Source organism: Enterococcus diestrammenae (assembly GCF_049384045.1).
In the GTDB taxonomy this organism is placed as follows: domain Bacteria; phylum Bacillota; class Bacilli; order Lactobacillales; family Enterococcaceae; genus Enterococcus_C; species Enterococcus_C diestrammenae.
Window position 1 is genome coordinate 286,093 of record NZ_JBMRGR010000001.1, and the last position, 15,764, is coordinate 301,856.

The following is a 15,764-nucleotide window of genomic DNA, read 5'->3' on the forward strand; positions in this document are numbered from 1 at the left end:
CCATGAGGAAGAATCTAAAATACAACTTGATTTGGCTAGCCATCTTGGTGGTTAGTTATCTGGCTTTATTGGTATTTTATAATATGGGGATAATCGATCTATTTTTGGACAATGCTATTGTCAATATTGGGATCAATGTGATTTTAGCGGTAGGGTTGAATCTGATTATTGGATATTCCGGGCAGTTTTCTTTAGGACATGCGGGATTTATGGCGATTGGGGCCTATGCTGGAGCCATCTTTGGTATGAAAATGCCCACATACGGCGGTTTCTTTTTGGGAATGTTGGTGGGGGCGATGGTTTCTGGTCTGGTGGCCTTAGCCGTTGGGATTCCGACCTTGCGTCTAAAAGGGGATTATCTAGCGATTGCCACCTTGGGAGTAGCGGAGATTATCCGGATTTTAATTGTGAATTTGGAGGGCATCACCAATGGACCGGCCGGAATCTTTGGAATTCCCCAATATACTAGCTGGGAAATGGTATTTCTCTTTGCTGCTTTGGCACTTTTAATAGTCGTGAACTTTATCCATAGTGGCCCAGGCCGTGCCGTTTTGGCGATTAGAGAAGACGAGATCGCTGCCGAATCCATGGGGGTCAATACCACGAAATACAAGGTGATGGCTTTTGTCGTCGGCGCGATGACTGCTAGCGTGGCGGGGAGCTTATTTGCTGGTTACAAGCAATCCGTTTTTCCTGGAGACTTTGATTTTATGAAGTCCGTGGATATCTTGATCATCGTCGTTTTCGGTGGGATGGGCTCCACGACTGGTGCTGTGGTGGCCGCCGTGGTGTTGGGCATTTTAAACACTTTACTGCAAGATTTTGGTTCTGTCCGGATGATCATCTATGCGTTAGCTTTGATTATCATCATGATTTTCAAACCAAGTGGACTTTTAGGCACTTGGGAATTTTCGGTGAAACGGATCTTCGACAAATTTGCTAAGAAGGGAGCGGATGTCTGATGCCTTTATTAACAGTGAATAATTTGACAAAAAATTTTGGCGGTCTGACTGCCGTTTCCCATGTCAGTATGACGTTGGAAACCAATGAGTTAGTAGGGCTGATTGGACCCAATGGCGCAGGCAAAACCACCCTTTTTAACCTGCTGACGGGCGTCTACGAACCTAGCAGTGGCGATGTCTTATTTTACGAACAAGGGCAATCCCAGCGTCTGAATGGCATGAAACCTTACAAAGTAGCGGCAGCGGGGCTTTCTCGAACCTTTCAAAATATTCGCCTCTTTAAAAACTTAACGGTGATGGACAACGTGCTAATCGCCATGAATGCAAAACGTAAAGAAGGTTTTTTCACTAGTGTCTTGCGGCTGCCAAAGTTTTATCAAGCAGAAGAGGAGCTACGACAAAAAGCCTTGGATTTGTTGGCGATTTTCGGCTTAGCTCAAAAAGCCGCCACCTTAGCAAAAAACTTGCCATACGGGGAGCAGCGCCGGCTAGAGATTGTGCGGGCCTTGGCGACGGATCCGAAGTTGTTGTTTTTAGATGAACCAGCAGCTGGGATGAATCCCCAAGAAACGGCGGAACTGACAAGCTTGATTCGTAAAATTCAAAAAGATTTTCAAATTACCATCTTGTTGATTGAACATGATATGAGTTTGGTGATGGAAGTCTGCCAGCGGATCTATGTCTTGGAGTATGGCCAGCTGATTGCCCATGGCACCCCAGAAGAAATCAAAAACAATCCTCAGGTCATCGCGGCCTATTTAGGAGGCGAGCTATGATGCTGAAAATTGAAAATCTCGCCGTTCATTATGGCATGATTCAAGCGGTTCATGATGTCAGTTTAGAGGTTAAACCAGGAGAAATCGTCACTTTGATTGGCGCAAATGGTGCCGGTAAAACGACAATTTTACGCACCATCTCCGGCCTGATTCGACCAACTACCGGTCAGCTCCTTTTTGAAGGCAATGACCTTACGAAAACAGCTCCACAAAAAATCGTGGCAGCCGGTCTTTCCCAAGTTCCAGAAGGGCGGCACGTTTTTGCTGGCCTTTCAGTGATGGAAAACCTCGAGATGGGCGCCTACCTTCGAAAAGATCAAGGTGTTAAAGCGGATTACGATCAAGTTTTTGAAAAATTTCCAGTCTTAAAAGAACGGAAAAATCAAGATGCGGCCACCCTTTCTGGAGGTGAACAACAGATGTTAGCGATGGGGCGGGCCTTGATGTCAAAACCAAAACTACTACTGTTGGACGAACCTTCCATGGGCTTGGCACCGATTTTTATCAAGGAAATTTTTTCCATTATTCAAGAAATCAATGCCCAGGGAACCACGGTGTTATTGGTAGAGCAAAATGCCAAAATGGCGCTCTCAGTCGCTCACCGAGGCTATGTCCTGGAGACAGGGAAAATCGTGTTATCAGGCACCGGGGCTGAACTGTTAGCCTCAGAAGAAGTCAAGAAAGCTTATTTAGGAGGGTAAAGGATGAGTGTACAGGATTTTATGACCAAAAATGTGATTGCCGTCAAACCTGAGACGCCAATTTTTGATGCGGTGGATCTCATGAAGAAAAATGATATTCATCGACTACCAGTACTGAAACACGAAAAGTTGGTAGGTTTGATTACCGAGGGGATTATTGCAGAAGCGATGCCCTCCAAAGCCACTAGCCTCAGCGTGTATGAAGCCAATTATCTCTTGAATAAGACGACAGTCGGCGATGTGATGGAGAAAAAAGTACTGACGATTGCACCAGATGACCTTTTAGAAGATGCCATTTACAAAATGCGTCAACATAATGTCGGGGTTTTGCCAGTCTTAGCTGGTGAGAAATTGGTGGGGATGATTACCAATAATGATATTTTTGATGCGTTTTTGAAAATTACCGGCTATAACGAAGGTGGAGCTCGCATTACCCTTCAAATCACAGAGGACCATCAGGGGATTTTGGCAAAGATTACCCAACTTCTAGCCGACCATGAAATCAGTATTTTGACCGTCGTGGTAAATCGCATGGAGTTGGCCACGATTGTCGAAATTCAGGTGTCTTCTCGTAATACGGAGATGCTAAGGCAGTTGTTGACTGCAGAAGGTTTTGTTGTCAAAGCCGTGGTGGCGACGAATCCTCATTAAAGTGATGGAGAAAGGTCCCTCAGTGATTTGATGCTGATGCGTTAGGAGAAACCGTGGGGGTATGAGACTGGAATCTCTGGTACACGAAGTTTTGTACGACTGCCTATTTTGAAATCAGTCGGAGCAAGTTAAAAGCGTCGTTGCCCCAAAGGAAAGTGACGGAACTGTTGGAGGCTTTTATGGAAAGCGTGAGATTTTGTGATGGCGGTTAGTTGCTTTTAAGGAAATGCTAGAAGAAAACTTTACATTTGGGAGGAAGACTGCTTCAATAATTATGAAGCGGTTTTTTTCTGTGTATAAAACTATCGAGAGGATTGCAAGACTAGCTCAGCTAACTTAAAACATTAAAGAAACTTGATGCAGTAGCCTTGCAACTGGTGGTTGCGATAGTTAAAGCTGATGCACTAAACTGATGCGAGACGAATAATGGTATTTTTATTTGAAAGAAGGTAGTCTGGTCATGACGATGGGAACTCGTTTGAAAGGGATGCGACAAGTGAAAGGATGGTCACAAGCGGAGGTAGCAGATCAATTAGTGATCTCCCGCCAAAGTATCTCAAAGTGGGAACTGGATCAAAGTCTTCCAGATTTAACCATGTTGAAGAAACTGGCGATACTCTATGACTTTTCCTTAGATGAACTGTTGCAGCTAAAGGAGGAAAAAATCATGGCTTTGACAGGTATGACTGCACAGGATATGGCGGAGAAGACAGTAAAATTACTATGCCCTAACCAAGTACCAACTGAGACGCAAATTACTTTTCTTGAAGAGAAGTTTTTCATACCAATCAGTCATCAATTGGCACCAGAAAAAGTATTATGGCAAACGGTTATCCCGGCACTGCCAACAGGTGTTGGTAGCAACTTATCTGCAGATTGTCCGACTGATACAGAAGAATCGCGACTTTATCAACAATACTTTAGGGGAGATAATGGCTATTATTTGATCTTGACTGCAGCTGGTTTGTTCAAAACGACACCAGTGGAGTGGTTTGAAACAAAAAAACTAAAGCGGATTTTATTTGCTGAACTAGAAATCTTAGCTATCGCGCCATATTTTAATGTAAAACATACTATGGGAAATAAATCAGCTTTGTTTTATGGTAAAAAGAATGGCAACTACGATTTGTTTGCCATTCAAAAAACAGCTGCCGAGGCCTTGATGCAGGTAATGACCTATCTTGATCCAGAAGCGGTATTCTTTAAACAATATACCAAACTGTATGGATTGAAGCTGAGTAAATTATGGCGTAAGAAAAAACGTCTTACGGATGAGTAATTTTTGATACAATAGAACTTCAGAAAATAAGACTATCTCGCCATCAAAAATCGCGCTGACTCGTGCTTTTTTTGATGGCCTGTGGTAAGCTAGTTAGGCAGAATGAAGCACATCAGATGGTAGCAGCGATTACCGTCTGGGAGTATGATAACGAGGTGAGTAGCATGTCCAAGAAAAACAAAGATATCGAAGTAAAAGTGGAAGAAACCACTCGCAGTATTAAAGGTACTGAGTATACTGTCAACCAACTGTTGATTGGCAAGAAAATGATTGGCGAAGTCTTGACTATGGGACCAAAAGAACATGAAGCCTTTCTAGGTGAAGAAGATCTTGGGGCATACAAGTCAGTGGATTTAGCTGTTGAGGCGGTTTTAATGCAGCATAATCTTCATGATTAAGAAAAAAACGTTTTCCTGTAAAAAAATTGGAATTTCCACTTGCAATCAAAAATGTTTTTTAGTATCATAATGAAGTCGGGTTGAGATAACAAGTTGAGACCGACTTATGGAGGAGTAGCGAAGAGGCTAAACGCGACGGACTGTAAATCCGTTCCTTCGGGTTCAGTGGTTCGAATCCACTCTCCTCCACCATTTCATTGGGGTATAGCCAAGCGGTAAGGCAAGGGACTTTGACTCCCTCATGCGTTGGTTCGAATCCAGCTACCCCAGTTTTACGCTTCGTTATTGGGACGAATCGTTTTTTTGTTTTTTTAGAGAGTTTGAAGCTGTTCGTACGACTAAAGCTCATTTTCCGGCATGTTGATGTTAGTAAATATTTGTAGTAAATATCACTAAAAAAACTTTGACCCGAGGCAATGTTACCTTTATACTAAGACTTGTGTAAGGACTTACAAAGCAAATAAAGGTGGGAACAAAATAATGGCAACAGTTAAAGCAATGCATAACGAGGCATACCAAGATTATTACTTGGTTGAAAACAAAAATGGTGTCAAATTAGCACTGAGTCCATTTGGGGCGCGGGCGTTGGATTTGATCGTCCCTGTCGGCGAAAAAGAAGTAGACTTGATGGTCGGGCCTAAAGATTTGGCAGGCTATCATGAGAACCCATATTACAATGCGACTATTGGACCAATCGCTGGTCGTGTAGCTGGCGCCCAGTTTGAATTGGATGGTGAAACCTTCACCACGGAAGATAGTCAACAAGGCAATACCCTTCATGGTGGGTTAAACGGCTATGACAAGCAAACCTTTGATGCCACGCCTTTCCAAGAAGAAGGCAAAGCAGGCGTGATATTCGCTTATACAGATCCTGATGGGGCTCATGGCTTCCCTGGAACAGTTCAAGTCAAAGCGACTTATACCTTGAGTGACGAAAACGTTTATAGTTTTAAATTTGAAGCGACATCAGATAAACCAACCATCTTCAATCCCACCAATCATGGGTATTACAATTTGACTGGTTCACCAGCCAATACAATCGATGAACATACCTTAGAAATTCGGGCCTCCAAAGTAGGTGAAACCAATGATGATATCACCACTACTGGACGACTTTTGGATGTAGCAGGAACGAAATTTGACTTCCTTGGTGGTAAGAAAATCGGCGCTACTTTGTTAGATGATCCTTTTGTTTTTGATAACAACCAAGCGAGCGTGTTGGTTCTGACTTCACCAGACGGCTTGATTTCGATGGAATTGACTACCACCGAACCGGCTGTGGTGATTTACACGACTCGGGATGCCGAAGCAGGTTTGAACTTTAAAAATGGTGTTATGAGTCAACATGCGGCGATTGCCATTGAACCTCAAGGGATTCCTGGAACAGAAAAGTATCCCCAATTTGGTAGTATTCGTCTTGATCCAGAAAAACCATTTATGGCAGAAAGCAGCTTTAAATTACATTTTTAATTACTCAATTTACGAGCGGAAAACTGATTTTTAGGTTTTCCGTTCTTTTTTATTGACAGCTATCGATTACAAGTGTAAACTGACGGTGTCAATGACGATTACGGATGTAAACGAAAGGGGAACCCTCATGGCTAAAACCGATTTACTAACGACAGATGCCATCAAGATTTCGGATTCGGAATGGGAAGTCATGCGTGTCTTGTGGACTTTGGGCGAGGCGGATGCACAGCAGATTGCTGATGTTTTAGGCCAACGGATGGACTGGAAATTGGCCACAGTGAAGACTTTACTCGGTCGGCTGGTAAAAAAAGAAGCTGTCCGCACCGAACCTAGTGGCAAAAAATACATTTATTTTCCTCAAGTTGGTGAAGAAGAAACTTTACAAAGCGCGACAGAGAATCTGTTTTCCCGGATTTGTGCTAAAAAAGTCGGGAGCGCCATTACCGATTTGGTGACAGAGGCGCAGCTGACGGCAGCAGATATTGCCATGATTCAACAGGCTCTGGCGAAAAAGACGCCGGTCGCCGAAATTCAGTGTAATTGTATCCCGGGCCAGTGTGAGTGCCGGGAACATCAAAAATAAAAACGAGTTATTGGAGGAAATTAAGATGAAACAAACATTTTCAATCAAAGGTATGAGTTGTGAACACTGCATTGCACGGGTGGAAAAAGGAATCAAGGAACTGCCTGGCATTCAAAAAGTGAAAATCAACCTAAAAAAAGCCAATGGTGTGGTCAAATTCGATGAAAGTCAAGTAACGCCAACAGCAATTGCTGAAAAGGTCACCGCTGTGGGTTACCCTACTGAGGTGATTTAAATGGCAGTGAGTCATGATAATGGAGTAGAAAATGTAGCAGGCACCCAGACACAAAGTTTTGTGATTACGGGGATGACTTGTGCCAACTGTTCAGCTCGGGTGGAAAAGGAACTCAACCAAACCCCGGGAGTCTTATCAGCTAACGTCAATCTGGCAACAGAAAAAGCAACCGTTTCTTATGCCGAGACGACAGCGGAGGCGTTGATTGCTGCGGTCACCAATATTGGCTATGGTGCAATTTTGGATGATGAAAATCATAAGAAGCAAGTCGCCGCCGAAAAAGCGCAACACTTGTTTAAAATGAAACGAGACTTGATAATCAGTGGGATTTTGGTAGCCCCCTTGATGATTTCGATGCTCCTGATGTTAGCTGGCATTCACAATCCAGTGGTGGCTTTTTTCCACAATCCGTGGGTGCAGCTGATCTTGGTGACGCCGATTCAGTTTGTTATCGGTAGTCGTTTTTATAAAGGGGCCTATCATGCCATCAAAACCAAAGCCCCTAACATGGATGTCCTCGTAGCGATGGGAACGACGGCCGCTTATTTACTAAGTGTCTACAACGGCTTTTTCGCTGGAAAACCACAAGAACTCTATTTTGAGTCTAGCGGGATGATTATTGCGCTGATTCTCCTAGGAAAATACCTGGAAACCTTAGCGAAAACTAAAACCTCTAATGCCATCAAACAATTGGTGGGTCTGCAAGCGAAAACGGCCCGCGTGGTAGCTGAAGATGGCAGCGTGGCCGATTTGACTTTAGATCAAGTAAGCGTGGGCATGACGATTTTAGTACGTCCCGGAGAGCAAATTCCGGTGGACGGTGCCATCCTTGACGGGGGAACTTCCGTGGATGAGAGCATGCTGACGGGGGAAAGCTTGCCGGTGGAAAAAATGGTTGGCGATACGGTGTTTGGTGGCACGGTAAATACTACTGGAACCATTCGTATGCAAGCTCTGAAAGTCGGCAATGAGACAATTTTAGCTCGTATCATTCGCATGGTGGAAGATGCCCAAGGGTCAAAAGCCCCGATTCAACAAATTGCCGATAAAATTTCTGGTATCTTTGTGCCCGCAGTGTTAATCGCCGCTTTGTTGACCTTAGTGTTGACAGGTTTAATTGTGGGAGATTGGCAACAAGCCTTGATTCATAGCGTGGCGGTCTTGGTGATTGCCTGTCCTTGTGCCCTTGGTTTAGCGACACCAACTGCCATAATGGTGGGGACAGGTTTAGGTGCAAAAAATGGCATCTTAATCAAAGGTGGACAAGCCCTAGAAACGGCCTCTCATATTTCCAGCGTGATTTTGGATAAAACAGGAACGATTACGGTGGGCAAACCCGTCGTGACGGATTTGCAATTATCTGATGAGGGGTATCTTGAAGTGCTTGCCAGTCTTGAAAACCAGTCGGAACATCCCTTAGCGCAAGCCATTTTGAGTTACGCCCAAGAAAAAGGGGCTCACTTGCAAGAAGTATCTGATTTTGCTGCGGTCCCAGGCTTTGGTATCAAAGGGCAAGTTGCTGGTGTGAACTACCGCTTAGGAACCTATAATTTTGTCAAAGAGTTGGCTGGAGCAAAGGATTATCAAGTCGTTATCGACCAGTGGGCAGCAGAGGGGAAAACCTTAATGTTGTTGGCTGACGAAGAAAAAGTGCTAGGTGCGATCGCTGTGGCAGACCAAATCAAAGAGACGTCCCAGGCAGCCATCAAGCAATTGCAAACAGCTGGAGTCTCAGTTTACATGCTCACTGGGGATAACCAAAAAGCTGCGCAGGCGATTGGCCGACAAGTGGGGATTCCCGTAGAAAATATTTTTGCCGAAGTATTGCCGGAAGACAAATCAGCGAAAGTCGCCTATTTACAAGATAAAGGCGAGATTGTCGGGATGGTAGGAGATGGAATCAATGATGCGCCAGCATTGGCCTTGGCAGACATCGGTATCGCAATGGGTAGCGGAACGGATATTGCGATGGAAACCGCTGATGTCACCTTGATTCACAGTGATTTGACGTATGTGGGCAAGATGATTGCTCTCTCTCAAGCAACCTTGCGGAAAATCAAACAGAACCTTTTCTGGGCTTTTATTTACAATACGATTGGCATTCCTTTCGCTGCATTAGGATTTTTGAATCCGATTGTAGCTGGTGGGGCCATGGCCTTTAGTTCGGTGAGCGTGCTTTTGAATTCCCTCAGTTTAAATCGGAAAAAACTTAGCTAGTTCGCCATTGATGTATCAGTAATTAAGTGGCCTATCATGCCGACATTGAGATGCCCGAAAAAGGTGAAATTTAGCGACCTAGGAATTGGGTTAATGGTAGCTAGACTGGTAAAAGCCAAACGAAAAAATCTGTTTGTCTTTGCTAGTTCATCTTAACGGTGTCTGTTTAGATGAACTGTATGCGCAGACGCACCTTTAGCTTTGCCTTGCACATTCAAACTTAGAGTAAGTGGTGCAAGCACCACAACTCTAAGTAATTCATTACGCATCTTTAGAGCGACTGTCAATCCAATTCTACTCTGCTAAATCTCACCTTTTTCACAGTACATCTGCTACCCTACAAGAAAATGATTTGCTGGTTTTACGAAGCAAAGAGAATAAATCGCTTACCGATAAAACAGGGCGGACTTGCTGGAGGAGAATGTCTCGGTAGTAGTGTCGAGGATGTCCGAGGGCTAAAAGACCATTGCGCATACAGTTGCATCTAAGCAGAGAGCGCTAAGATAAACTAGCAAATTACTTGTTGTTGCCCAACGATTTTGTTGGACTTGCAACAAGTTTGACTTCGGCAAGGAGCCATCAGAAGCATGACGCATACAGTTCATCTAAGCAGAAATCGCTAAGATGAGCTAGCAAAATGACAACGGTTCTTTAGTTGGCATTTACCGGTCCCACTAACACCCGAGGGATTCTCCGGAAGCAAGACCGGCCGGCTTTTTTATTAGATTAAGGTATGACAGACTTTGTACTTGAGACAAGTTTGTCATACCAAATCAAAGGATACTTGGCTTTAAATGCTAAACAAGTTCGTTTCACTTTTCTTGATTTGTTGTTACGATGAAAGAAGAAAGTAAAGAAAGGGTGTTGGCAATGTCTGAAAAGCTAGCTAAGCAGCGAGCAAAGGAAACAACTTCTCGCAAATCAAATGGGCAAGAGATGGCCGAAATGGACCATAGCAAAATGAATCACGGCGACATGCACCATCAGGAAGATATGTCGGGAATGGATCACAGCCAGATGGACCACAACGACATGCACCATCAGGAAGATATGTCGGAAATGGATCATAGCAAAATGAATCATGGCGACATGCATCATCAGGAAGACATGTCGGAAATGGATCACAGCCAGATGACCCATCATGATATGAACCACATGGATCATGACATGGGGGGGATGGACCACTCGATGCACATGGGAAACTTCAAGCAAAAATTTTGGTTGTCGCTAGTTTTGGCGATTCCGATAATTCTTTTGTCCCCCATGATGGGAATTGATTTGCCATTTCAGTTTACCTTCCCAGGATCTGATTGGGTGGTATTGATTTTAGCGACGGTGCTCTTTTGCTATGGCGGCCAACCGTTTTTGGCTGGGGCAAAGATGGAACTGAAGCAAAAAAGCCCAGCGATGATGACGTTGATTGCGATGGGGATTACTGTTTCCTATCTGTATAGTCTCTATGCGTTTGTAGCCAATCATTTCCTCCATGGTGCCCATGTGATGGATTTCTTCTGGGAACTGGCAACCTTGATTGTCATTATGCTTTTGGGCCACTGGATTGAAATGAGTGCTGTTTCAAATGCGAGCAATGCTTTGCAAAAATTGGCAGAGTTATTGCCAGATACGGTGATTCGTCTGACCAAGGAGGGCAAGGAAGAAAAAGTTTCTTTACAAGAAGTTCAAGCAGCAGATCATCTTCTGGTACGAGCTGGTGATAAGATGCCGACCGATGGTGTGATTGAAGAAGGTAGTACCACCGTCGATGAGTCCGCCGTAACTGGTGAATCCCGCGGCGTGAAAAAGCAAGTGGGGGACAAGGTCATCGGGGGCTCGGTAAATGGGAACGGGACGATTCGGATCCAGGTTACCGGGACTGGCGAGACAGGTTATTTAGCCAAAGTGATGGAGATGGTGCGGCGAGCCCAATCAGAAAAATCACAGCTAGAAAGTTTAGCGGACAAAGTGGCTAAATGGCTCTTTTATGTCGCTTTAGCAGTGGGGGTGTTGGCCTTTATTATTTGGTTGTTAGTGGCTGATTTACCAACCGCAATGGATCGCATGGTAACTGTCTTTGTGATAGCCTGTCCCCATGCTTTGGGGTTGGCGATTCCATTGGTGGTGGCCCGCTCGACTTCGATTGCTGCTAAAAATGGCTTGCTATTGAAAAACCGCAATGCGTTGGAAAACGCCCATGATTTAGATATGGTGTTGTTAGATAAGACTGGGACATTGACAGCGGGCACTTTTGCAGTAACCGGTTTTGAAAATCTTAGCACCACTTATAATGATGAGAAACTCCTATCGTGGCTTGGGGCCTTGGAGGCTTCCGCCAATCATCCCATCGCTACTGGAATCATGAAGTATATCAAAGAACAAAAGGTCCAACCGGCTATAGCTGAGAATGTAAAAAATATTTCTGGCGTAGGGCTAGCAGGGGTTGTTGACGGCAAGTCAATCAAAATCGTCAATGAAAAAGAATTGCAACGGTTGACTCTACAGGTTCCTACCGCTAAAATCACTCGTTACCAAGAGCAAGGCAATACCATCAGTTACTTGTTAGCCGATGATGACTTGGTGGCCTTGATTGCCTTGGGAGACCAAATCAAACCCAATGCCAAAGCCTTCATTAAAGCGCTGCAAAATCGTGGGATTGAACCGGTGATGCTGACTGGTGATAACCAACATGCGGCTAGCGCTGTGGCGAATTATTTAGGGGTGACTCGTTTTCATGCTGAACTGCTACCAGATGGCAAAGAAACGATTATTGCCGATCTGACGAAAGCCGGTAAACGAGTAGCCATGGTTGGTGATGGCATTAATGACGCGCCTAGTCTGGCTCGTGCTACCGTCGGGATAGCCATTGGTGCGGGGACTGATGTTGCGATTGACTCAGCTGATGTAGTATTGACCAATTCCAACCCAGAAGATATTTTACATTTCCTTGACTTGGCCCAACAAACTCGCAAAAAAATGATTCAAAACCTCTGGTGGGGGGCTGGTTACAATATTTTTGCCATTCCTTTAGCAGCGGGGATTTTAGCTCCGATTGGAATTGTTTTGAATCCAGCGGTGGGGGCGATTTTGATGAGCTTGAGTACTGTGATTGTCGCAATCAATGCTTTGACGTTAAAAATCAAGCGAGATTAGCTCGTCTTCTTTGTAAAGCGCGAGTTGTGGGTGGTGTTTTTTTGCCAGTAGTAGGTGGTGAAACAGCGAGTTTATGATATAATGTGACCATTGAAGTTTGTGCAGTGATGGCCGGATGAGGCACTGTTAAGTTAGGGAGGACGCGGTTTAGCGCCTCAGATAGATATAGGAGTGACTGGAATGGAACTGAAGAAGTTAGAAGTACCGACAACATCGATTACCGAGGTCAAAAAATCACCGATGGATGTTTTTGAGCAAGCACGGCAAGCAGGGACCGCTGTTTACGTGTTTAATCGGGAAAAAGTCGCTGGTGTCATGCTGACGCAAGAGCAGTACGAAAACCTCTTACAGGAACTCCATAGTCGCCCTGAACCGGTGGAAGATGAAATCGGCACCGTGGATGGCTTAGAGGAATTTCTAAATGTGATGAGAGAAGCACTGATTACCGGTGCTACGATCTCGGCTAAAAATTTGGATGAACGGATGGTCGCACTAGGTTTCATCACCCGTAAAACTGGCTTTGGTGGAGTAGTGGACATGGTGACTGAGCTGAAGCAAACCGGCAAAATCATCTACCAACTCCGTAAAAAACATGATGGCAAAAATGTTGTGGCTGAGGTCATCGGCGAACAAGATAATCAAGGCACGATGTTTGATAAGCTGATCATTAAAAAGATTCATTTGAAAGATATCCAGTAATCAAAAACCCCCGAACCAATCTAGGCTCGGGGGTTTTTAACGGTCATTTTTTCATAAAAATGAATTTGTATTTTTGATTATCTTGGGCCAGATTGATCCGCAAGACTTTGGCCCAAAAGATTCCGAATAGCTGCGGAATCAAGTAAAGCAAGGAAAGAGACAATACCAAAAGGGTGGGGTTAAAGGGCTGGTAATGAAAATGCCATTCTGGATGTTGGTGCTGTAGCAATAAGGAAATGATGGTGCTGACGATATTACCGACGGCCCATAAGTGCAGTTGCTTCGAGGCCTTAAAATAAAAACCTAGCAACACAGCCAAAACCAATGAAAAGAAAAAACCAAGGACTGACTGGAAGTATGTATCTAACCAAAGCGACAAGTAAACAAAAGGAATCATAAATAACATAAGTGGCAGACGATAAAGTTGTTTTAACATGGTACACCTCCTAGATATGTGTTATTTCATTTTCATTTTACGACCATTTAAAATTAGTAGCAATCCACATTTTAATATTTTTCAGAAAGATTAGATTTTTTTTAGTGACTTCTTCTAAAAATAAAAGATAACGTTTGTGTTGGCTAAATGAGCAGAAGATGAGCCCTTGGTTTCGTGAATTTTTAAGCCGTTAAAATCCACGGAAAATTCGCCTTCCTGAGACTCGCGAAAATGCGAACATCAAAGTCTTAAGTGGTTTCTTTTGTTAGTCTTTGGCTTTTTTGAATGTCAAGAGTGTGATAGGATTGTACAAAAGGACCTCAAAATAATTGAGGGCGTCACTGATGAATAACAGTAACGTGTAATCAAAAAGGAGCCGTTGGATATGCAGCCATTAACAGAACGTTTCAATCAACAAGTCTACAAAATTGCCGTTTCTTTGATTCGACAGTTTGATGAACGAGTGTCGGGAATCGACGGTATGTTGAAGTTAACTTTAGGAGAACCGGATTTTAATACGCCAGAACATGTCAAAGAAGCCGGACGTCAGGCGATTACTGAAAATTTTAGTCACTATAGCGGGATGGCAGGACTGACTGATGTCAGAGAAGCTGCGGCCTATTATTTGAAAGAACGCTATGGCTTAAGCTATCATCCACAAAAGGAAATCTTGGTGACGGTGGGGGCGACAGAGGCCATCTCGGCTGCGCTACTCTCCATGTTAGAAGCCGGCGATAAAGTCTTGCTACCGGCACCGATTTATCCCGGGTATGAACCAGTCATCACTCTAGCCGGTGCAGAGGCAGTCTATATGGATACCACCAACAATGGTTTTGTCTTGTCGCCGGAAGTTTTAGAAACGACTTTGCAAGAACAAGGGGACAAGGTCAAAGCGGTGATTTTGAATTATCCTAGCAATCCCACCGGTGTGACCTATAACCGCGAGGAAGTCCAAGCACTAGCTGAGGTTTTGCAAAAGTATCCGGTCTTTGTCATCAGTGATGAAGTCTATAGCGAGTTGAGCTATGACCAGACTCATGTTTCTATCGCTGAGTTTATTCCTGAGCAGACGATCTTGATCAACGGCTTGTCTAAATCCCATGCGATGACGGGCTGGCGGATTGGGTTTATCTTCGCACCGGAAAGCTTGACTGCCCAAATCATCAAAGTCCATCAATATTTGGTGACGGCAGCTTCTACGATTTCCCAAAAAGCGGCGGTGGAAGCTCTGACAGCAGGGCTTCTCGATGCAGCAGTCATGAAAGAAGAATACCGTAAACGCCGGGACTTTGTTTACGATGAGATGTCGCAATTGGGCTTTGAAGTGGCGAAACCAGCAGGGGCGTTTTACCTTTTTGCCAAAATTCCAGCAGGTTACTTACAAGATTCGATGGCTTTTTGTGTGGATTTGGCGGAAAAAAATAAATTAGCTGTAATTCCGGGTGTCGCCTTTGGAATTGAAGGAGAAGGCTATGTACGGGTTAGTTACGCTGCTGAGATGGCTTCTTTAAAAGAGGCGATGACCCGCTTGGCCGCCTATATGGCAAACACAAAATGAATCAGGAAATTGAGCTAGTCAAAATAGCTGCTAGTCAGAGTCCAGCGGTTTATGAACTGATGATGAGTTGCTTGGATTATTTTAGCCACTGGCAAAAGCAGCAACCGTCGATTGAAGAAGTCGAACATGACTTGTTTTATGACCTTCCACCGGATACGGACCTTGCCGACAAAGAAGTTTTTGCGGTGATGAAAGTTGGTCAGCTAGTGGGATTAATTGATTTGTTACATGACTATCCCCAAGAAGAGACGACGATACTCGGCTTGATGGTTTTTCACCCAGTGGTACGGCATCAAGGGTTAGGCACTTTTTGTTACCAACAAGTTGAGAACAGGTGCCGGGAAAAAGGCCAGTCCAAGCTACGTTTAGGCGTCTATCAGAGTAATGGAATTGGTCAGAAGATGTGGCAAAAACAAGGCTTCATTGAGGTTTCTCAGCAAGATTCACCTCAAGGTCGGTTATTGGTGATGGAAAAAGAGCTGCTTTGATAGAACAAAAATATTTTCTGAAAGAAGTCATAATTAGGCTGGAAAGAATAAGACGCTTTCAAATATGAAACATTTACTTTTTGTGAAACGCTAGCAAATAAAATAACTCTATTTTTTGACTTTAGTTTTGTAACTTTGCAGATGTCAATAGTTTGAGGATTTTT

Annotated in this window: 15 protein-coding genes and 2 tRNA genes; 16 read left to right on the top strand and 1 reads right to left on the bottom strand. The window is 44.1% G+C overall.

Annotation, left to right across the window (positions count from 1 at the left end):
• Nucleotides 1–2: 2 nt before the first annotated feature.
• The 14 genes from ACO03U_RS01395 (at nt 3) to ACO03U_RS01460 (ending at nt 13,118) form a co-directional block, all read left to right on the top strand.
• Nucleotides 3–962 (top strand): branched-chain amino acid ABC transporter permease, encoded by a 960-nt coding sequence (locus ACO03U_RS01395; RefSeq protein WP_161869630.1) that lies wholly within the window; start codon nt 3–5, stop codon nt 960–962.
• The gene (locus tag ACO03U_RS01400) at nt 962–1,738 is read left to right on the top strand and encodes an ABC transporter ATP-binding protein (RefSeq protein WP_161869629.1); all 777 of its coding nucleotides are present in this window, start codon (nt 962–964) and stop codon (nt 1,736–1,738) included. The genes ACO03U_RS01395 and ACO03U_RS01400 overlap by 1 nt, the downstream gene beginning before the upstream one ends.
• On the top strand, nt 1,738–2,439 hold the full coding sequence (locus tag ACO03U_RS01405; RefSeq protein WP_161869652.1) for an ABC transporter ATP-binding protein: 702 nt from the start codon (nt 1,738–1,740) through the stop codon (nt 2,437–2,439). The genes ACO03U_RS01400 and ACO03U_RS01405 overlap by 1 nt, the downstream gene beginning before the upstream one ends.
• Before the next feature lie 3 nt (nt 2,440–2,442).
• Entirely contained in the window at nt 2,443–3,090 is a 648-nt protein-coding gene (locus ACO03U_RS01410; protein WP_204684683.1) for a CBS domain-containing protein, read from the top strand.
• A 460-nt stretch (nt 3,091–3,550) separates the two neighbouring features.
• The gene (locus ACO03U_RS01415) at nt 3,551–4,369 is read left to right on the top strand and encodes a helix-turn-helix domain-containing protein (protein ID WP_204684681.1); all 819 of its coding nucleotides are present in this window, start codon (nt 3,551–3,553) and stop codon (nt 4,367–4,369) included.
• Nucleotides 4,370–4,533: 164 nt separating this feature from the next.
• Entirely contained in the window at nt 4,534–4,767 is a 234-nt protein-coding gene (locus ACO03U_RS01420; RefSeq protein WP_161869651.1) for a DUF2969 domain-containing protein, read from the top strand.
• Between the two features lie 108 nt (nt 4,768–4,875).
• Nucleotides 4,876–4,959: transfer RNA gene (locus ACO03U_RS01425), tRNA-Tyr, on the top strand.
• A 6-nt stretch (nt 4,960–4,965) separates the two neighbouring features.
• Nucleotides 4,966–5,037: transfer RNA gene (locus tag ACO03U_RS01430), tRNA-Gln, on the top strand.
• A 210-nt stretch (nt 5,038–5,247) separates the two neighbouring features.
• Complete coding sequence (locus ACO03U_RS01435; protein WP_204684680.1) at nt 5,248–6,237, top strand: aldose epimerase family protein; 990 nt, start codon at nt 5,248–5,250, stop codon at nt 6,235–6,237.
• Nucleotides 6,238–6,364: 127 nt separating this feature from the next.
• The gene (locus ACO03U_RS01440; RefSeq protein ID WP_204684678.1) at nt 6,365–6,820 is read left to right on the top strand and encodes a CopY/TcrY family copper transport repressor; all 456 of its coding nucleotides are present in this window, start codon (nt 6,365–6,367) and stop codon (nt 6,818–6,820) included.
• Nucleotides 6,821–6,845: 25 nt separating this feature from the next.
• On the top strand, nt 6,846–7,055 hold the full coding sequence (gene copZ, locus ACO03U_RS01445; protein WP_204684676.1) for a copper chaperone CopZ: 210 nt from the start codon (nt 6,846–6,848) through the stop codon (nt 7,053–7,055).
• On the top strand, nt 7,056–9,272 hold the full coding sequence (locus tag ACO03U_RS01450; protein ID WP_204684673.1) for a heavy metal translocating P-type ATPase: 2,217 nt from the start codon (nt 7,056–7,058) through the stop codon (nt 9,270–9,272).
• A gap of 960 nt (nt 9,273–10,232) precedes the next feature.
• Complete coding sequence (locus tag ACO03U_RS01455) at nt 10,233–12,419, top strand: heavy metal translocating P-type ATPase (protein ID WP_423104382.1); 2,187 nt, start codon at nt 10,233–10,235, stop codon at nt 12,417–12,419.
• A gap of 180 nt (nt 12,420–12,599) precedes the next feature.
• The gene (locus tag ACO03U_RS01460) at nt 12,600–13,118 is read left to right on the top strand and encodes a type II toxin-antitoxin system Phd/YefM family antitoxin (protein ID WP_204684672.1); all 519 of its coding nucleotides are present in this window, start codon (nt 12,600–12,602) and stop codon (nt 13,116–13,118) included.
• Between the two features lie 43 nt (nt 13,119–13,161).
• On the opposite strand, the gene ACO03U_RS01465 is transcribed toward ACO03U_RS01460, so the two are convergent.
• The gene (locus tag ACO03U_RS01465; protein WP_161869621.1) at nt 13,162–13,554 is read right to left on the bottom strand and encodes a hypothetical protein; all 393 of its coding nucleotides are present in this window, start codon (nt 13,552–13,554) and stop codon (nt 13,162–13,164) included.
• 385 nt (nt 13,555–13,939) lie between these two features.
• On the opposite strand from ACO03U_RS01465, the gene ACO03U_RS01470 reads away from it, so the two are divergent.
• Both ACO03U_RS01470 and ACO03U_RS01475 read left to right on the top strand, forming a co-directional pair.
• Nucleotides 13,940–15,112, top strand: coding sequence for a pyridoxal phosphate-dependent aminotransferase (locus ACO03U_RS01470; RefSeq protein ID WP_204684671.1), 1,173 nt, complete (start codon nt 13,940–13,942; stop codon nt 15,110–15,112).
• Entirely contained in the window at nt 15,109–15,600 is a 492-nt protein-coding gene (locus tag ACO03U_RS01475) for a GNAT family N-acetyltransferase (RefSeq protein ID WP_204684670.1), read from the top strand. The genes ACO03U_RS01470 and ACO03U_RS01475 overlap by 4 nt, the downstream gene beginning before the upstream one ends.
• Nucleotides 15,601–15,764: the final 164 nt, after the last annotated feature.

What these genes read in the sequence shown, in the direction of transcription:
- ACO03U_RS01395 (WP_161869630.1), top strand. Translation starts at nt 3, where the DNA reads ATGAGGAAGAATCTAAAATACAACTTGATTTGGCTAGCCATCTTGGTG.
- ACO03U_RS01400 (WP_161869629.1), top strand. Translation starts at nt 962, where the DNA reads ATGCCTTTATTAACAGTGAATAATTTGACAAAAAATTTTGGCGGTCTG.
- ACO03U_RS01405 (WP_161869652.1), top strand. Translation starts at nt 1,738, where the DNA reads ATGCTGAAAATTGAAAATCTCGCCGTTCATTATGGCATGATTCAAGCG.
- ACO03U_RS01410 (WP_204684683.1), top strand. Translation starts at nt 2,443, where the DNA reads ATGAGTGTACAGGATTTTATGACCAAAAATGTGATTGCCGTCAAACCT.
- ACO03U_RS01415 (WP_204684681.1), top strand. Translation starts at nt 3,551, where the DNA reads ATGACGATGGGAACTCGTTTGAAAGGGATGCGACAAGTGAAAGGATGG.
- ACO03U_RS01420 (WP_161869651.1), top strand. Translation starts at nt 4,534, where the DNA reads ATGTCCAAGAAAAACAAAGATATCGAAGTAAAAGTGGAAGAAACCACT.
- ACO03U_RS01435 (WP_204684680.1), top strand. Translation starts at nt 5,248, where the DNA reads ATGGCAACAGTTAAAGCAATGCATAACGAGGCATACCAAGATTATTAC.
- ACO03U_RS01440 (WP_204684678.1), top strand. Translation starts at nt 6,365, where the DNA reads ATGGCTAAAACCGATTTACTAACGACAGATGCCATCAAGATTTCGGAT.
- copZ (WP_204684676.1), top strand. Translation starts at nt 6,846, where the DNA reads ATGAAACAAACATTTTCAATCAAAGGTATGAGTTGTGAACACTGCATT.
- ACO03U_RS01450 (WP_204684673.1), top strand. Translation starts at nt 7,056, where the DNA reads ATGGCAGTGAGTCATGATAATGGAGTAGAAAATGTAGCAGGCACCCAG.
- ACO03U_RS01455 (WP_423104382.1), top strand. Translation starts at nt 10,233, where the DNA reads ATGAATCACGGCGACATGCACCATCAGGAAGATATGTCGGGAATGGAT.
- ACO03U_RS01460 (WP_204684672.1), top strand. Translation starts at nt 12,600, where the DNA reads ATGGAACTGAAGAAGTTAGAAGTACCGACAACATCGATTACCGAGGTC.
- ACO03U_RS01465 (WP_161869621.1), bottom strand. Translation starts at nt 13,554, where the DNA reads ATGTTAAAACAACTTTATCGTCTGCCACTTATGTTATTTATGATTCCT.
- ACO03U_RS01470 (WP_204684671.1), top strand. Translation starts at nt 13,940, where the DNA reads ATGCAGCCATTAACAGAACGTTTCAATCAACAAGTCTACAAAATTGCC.
- ACO03U_RS01475 (WP_204684670.1), top strand. Translation starts at nt 15,109, where the DNA reads ATGAATCAGGAAATTGAGCTAGTCAAAATAGCTGCTAGTCAGAGTCCA.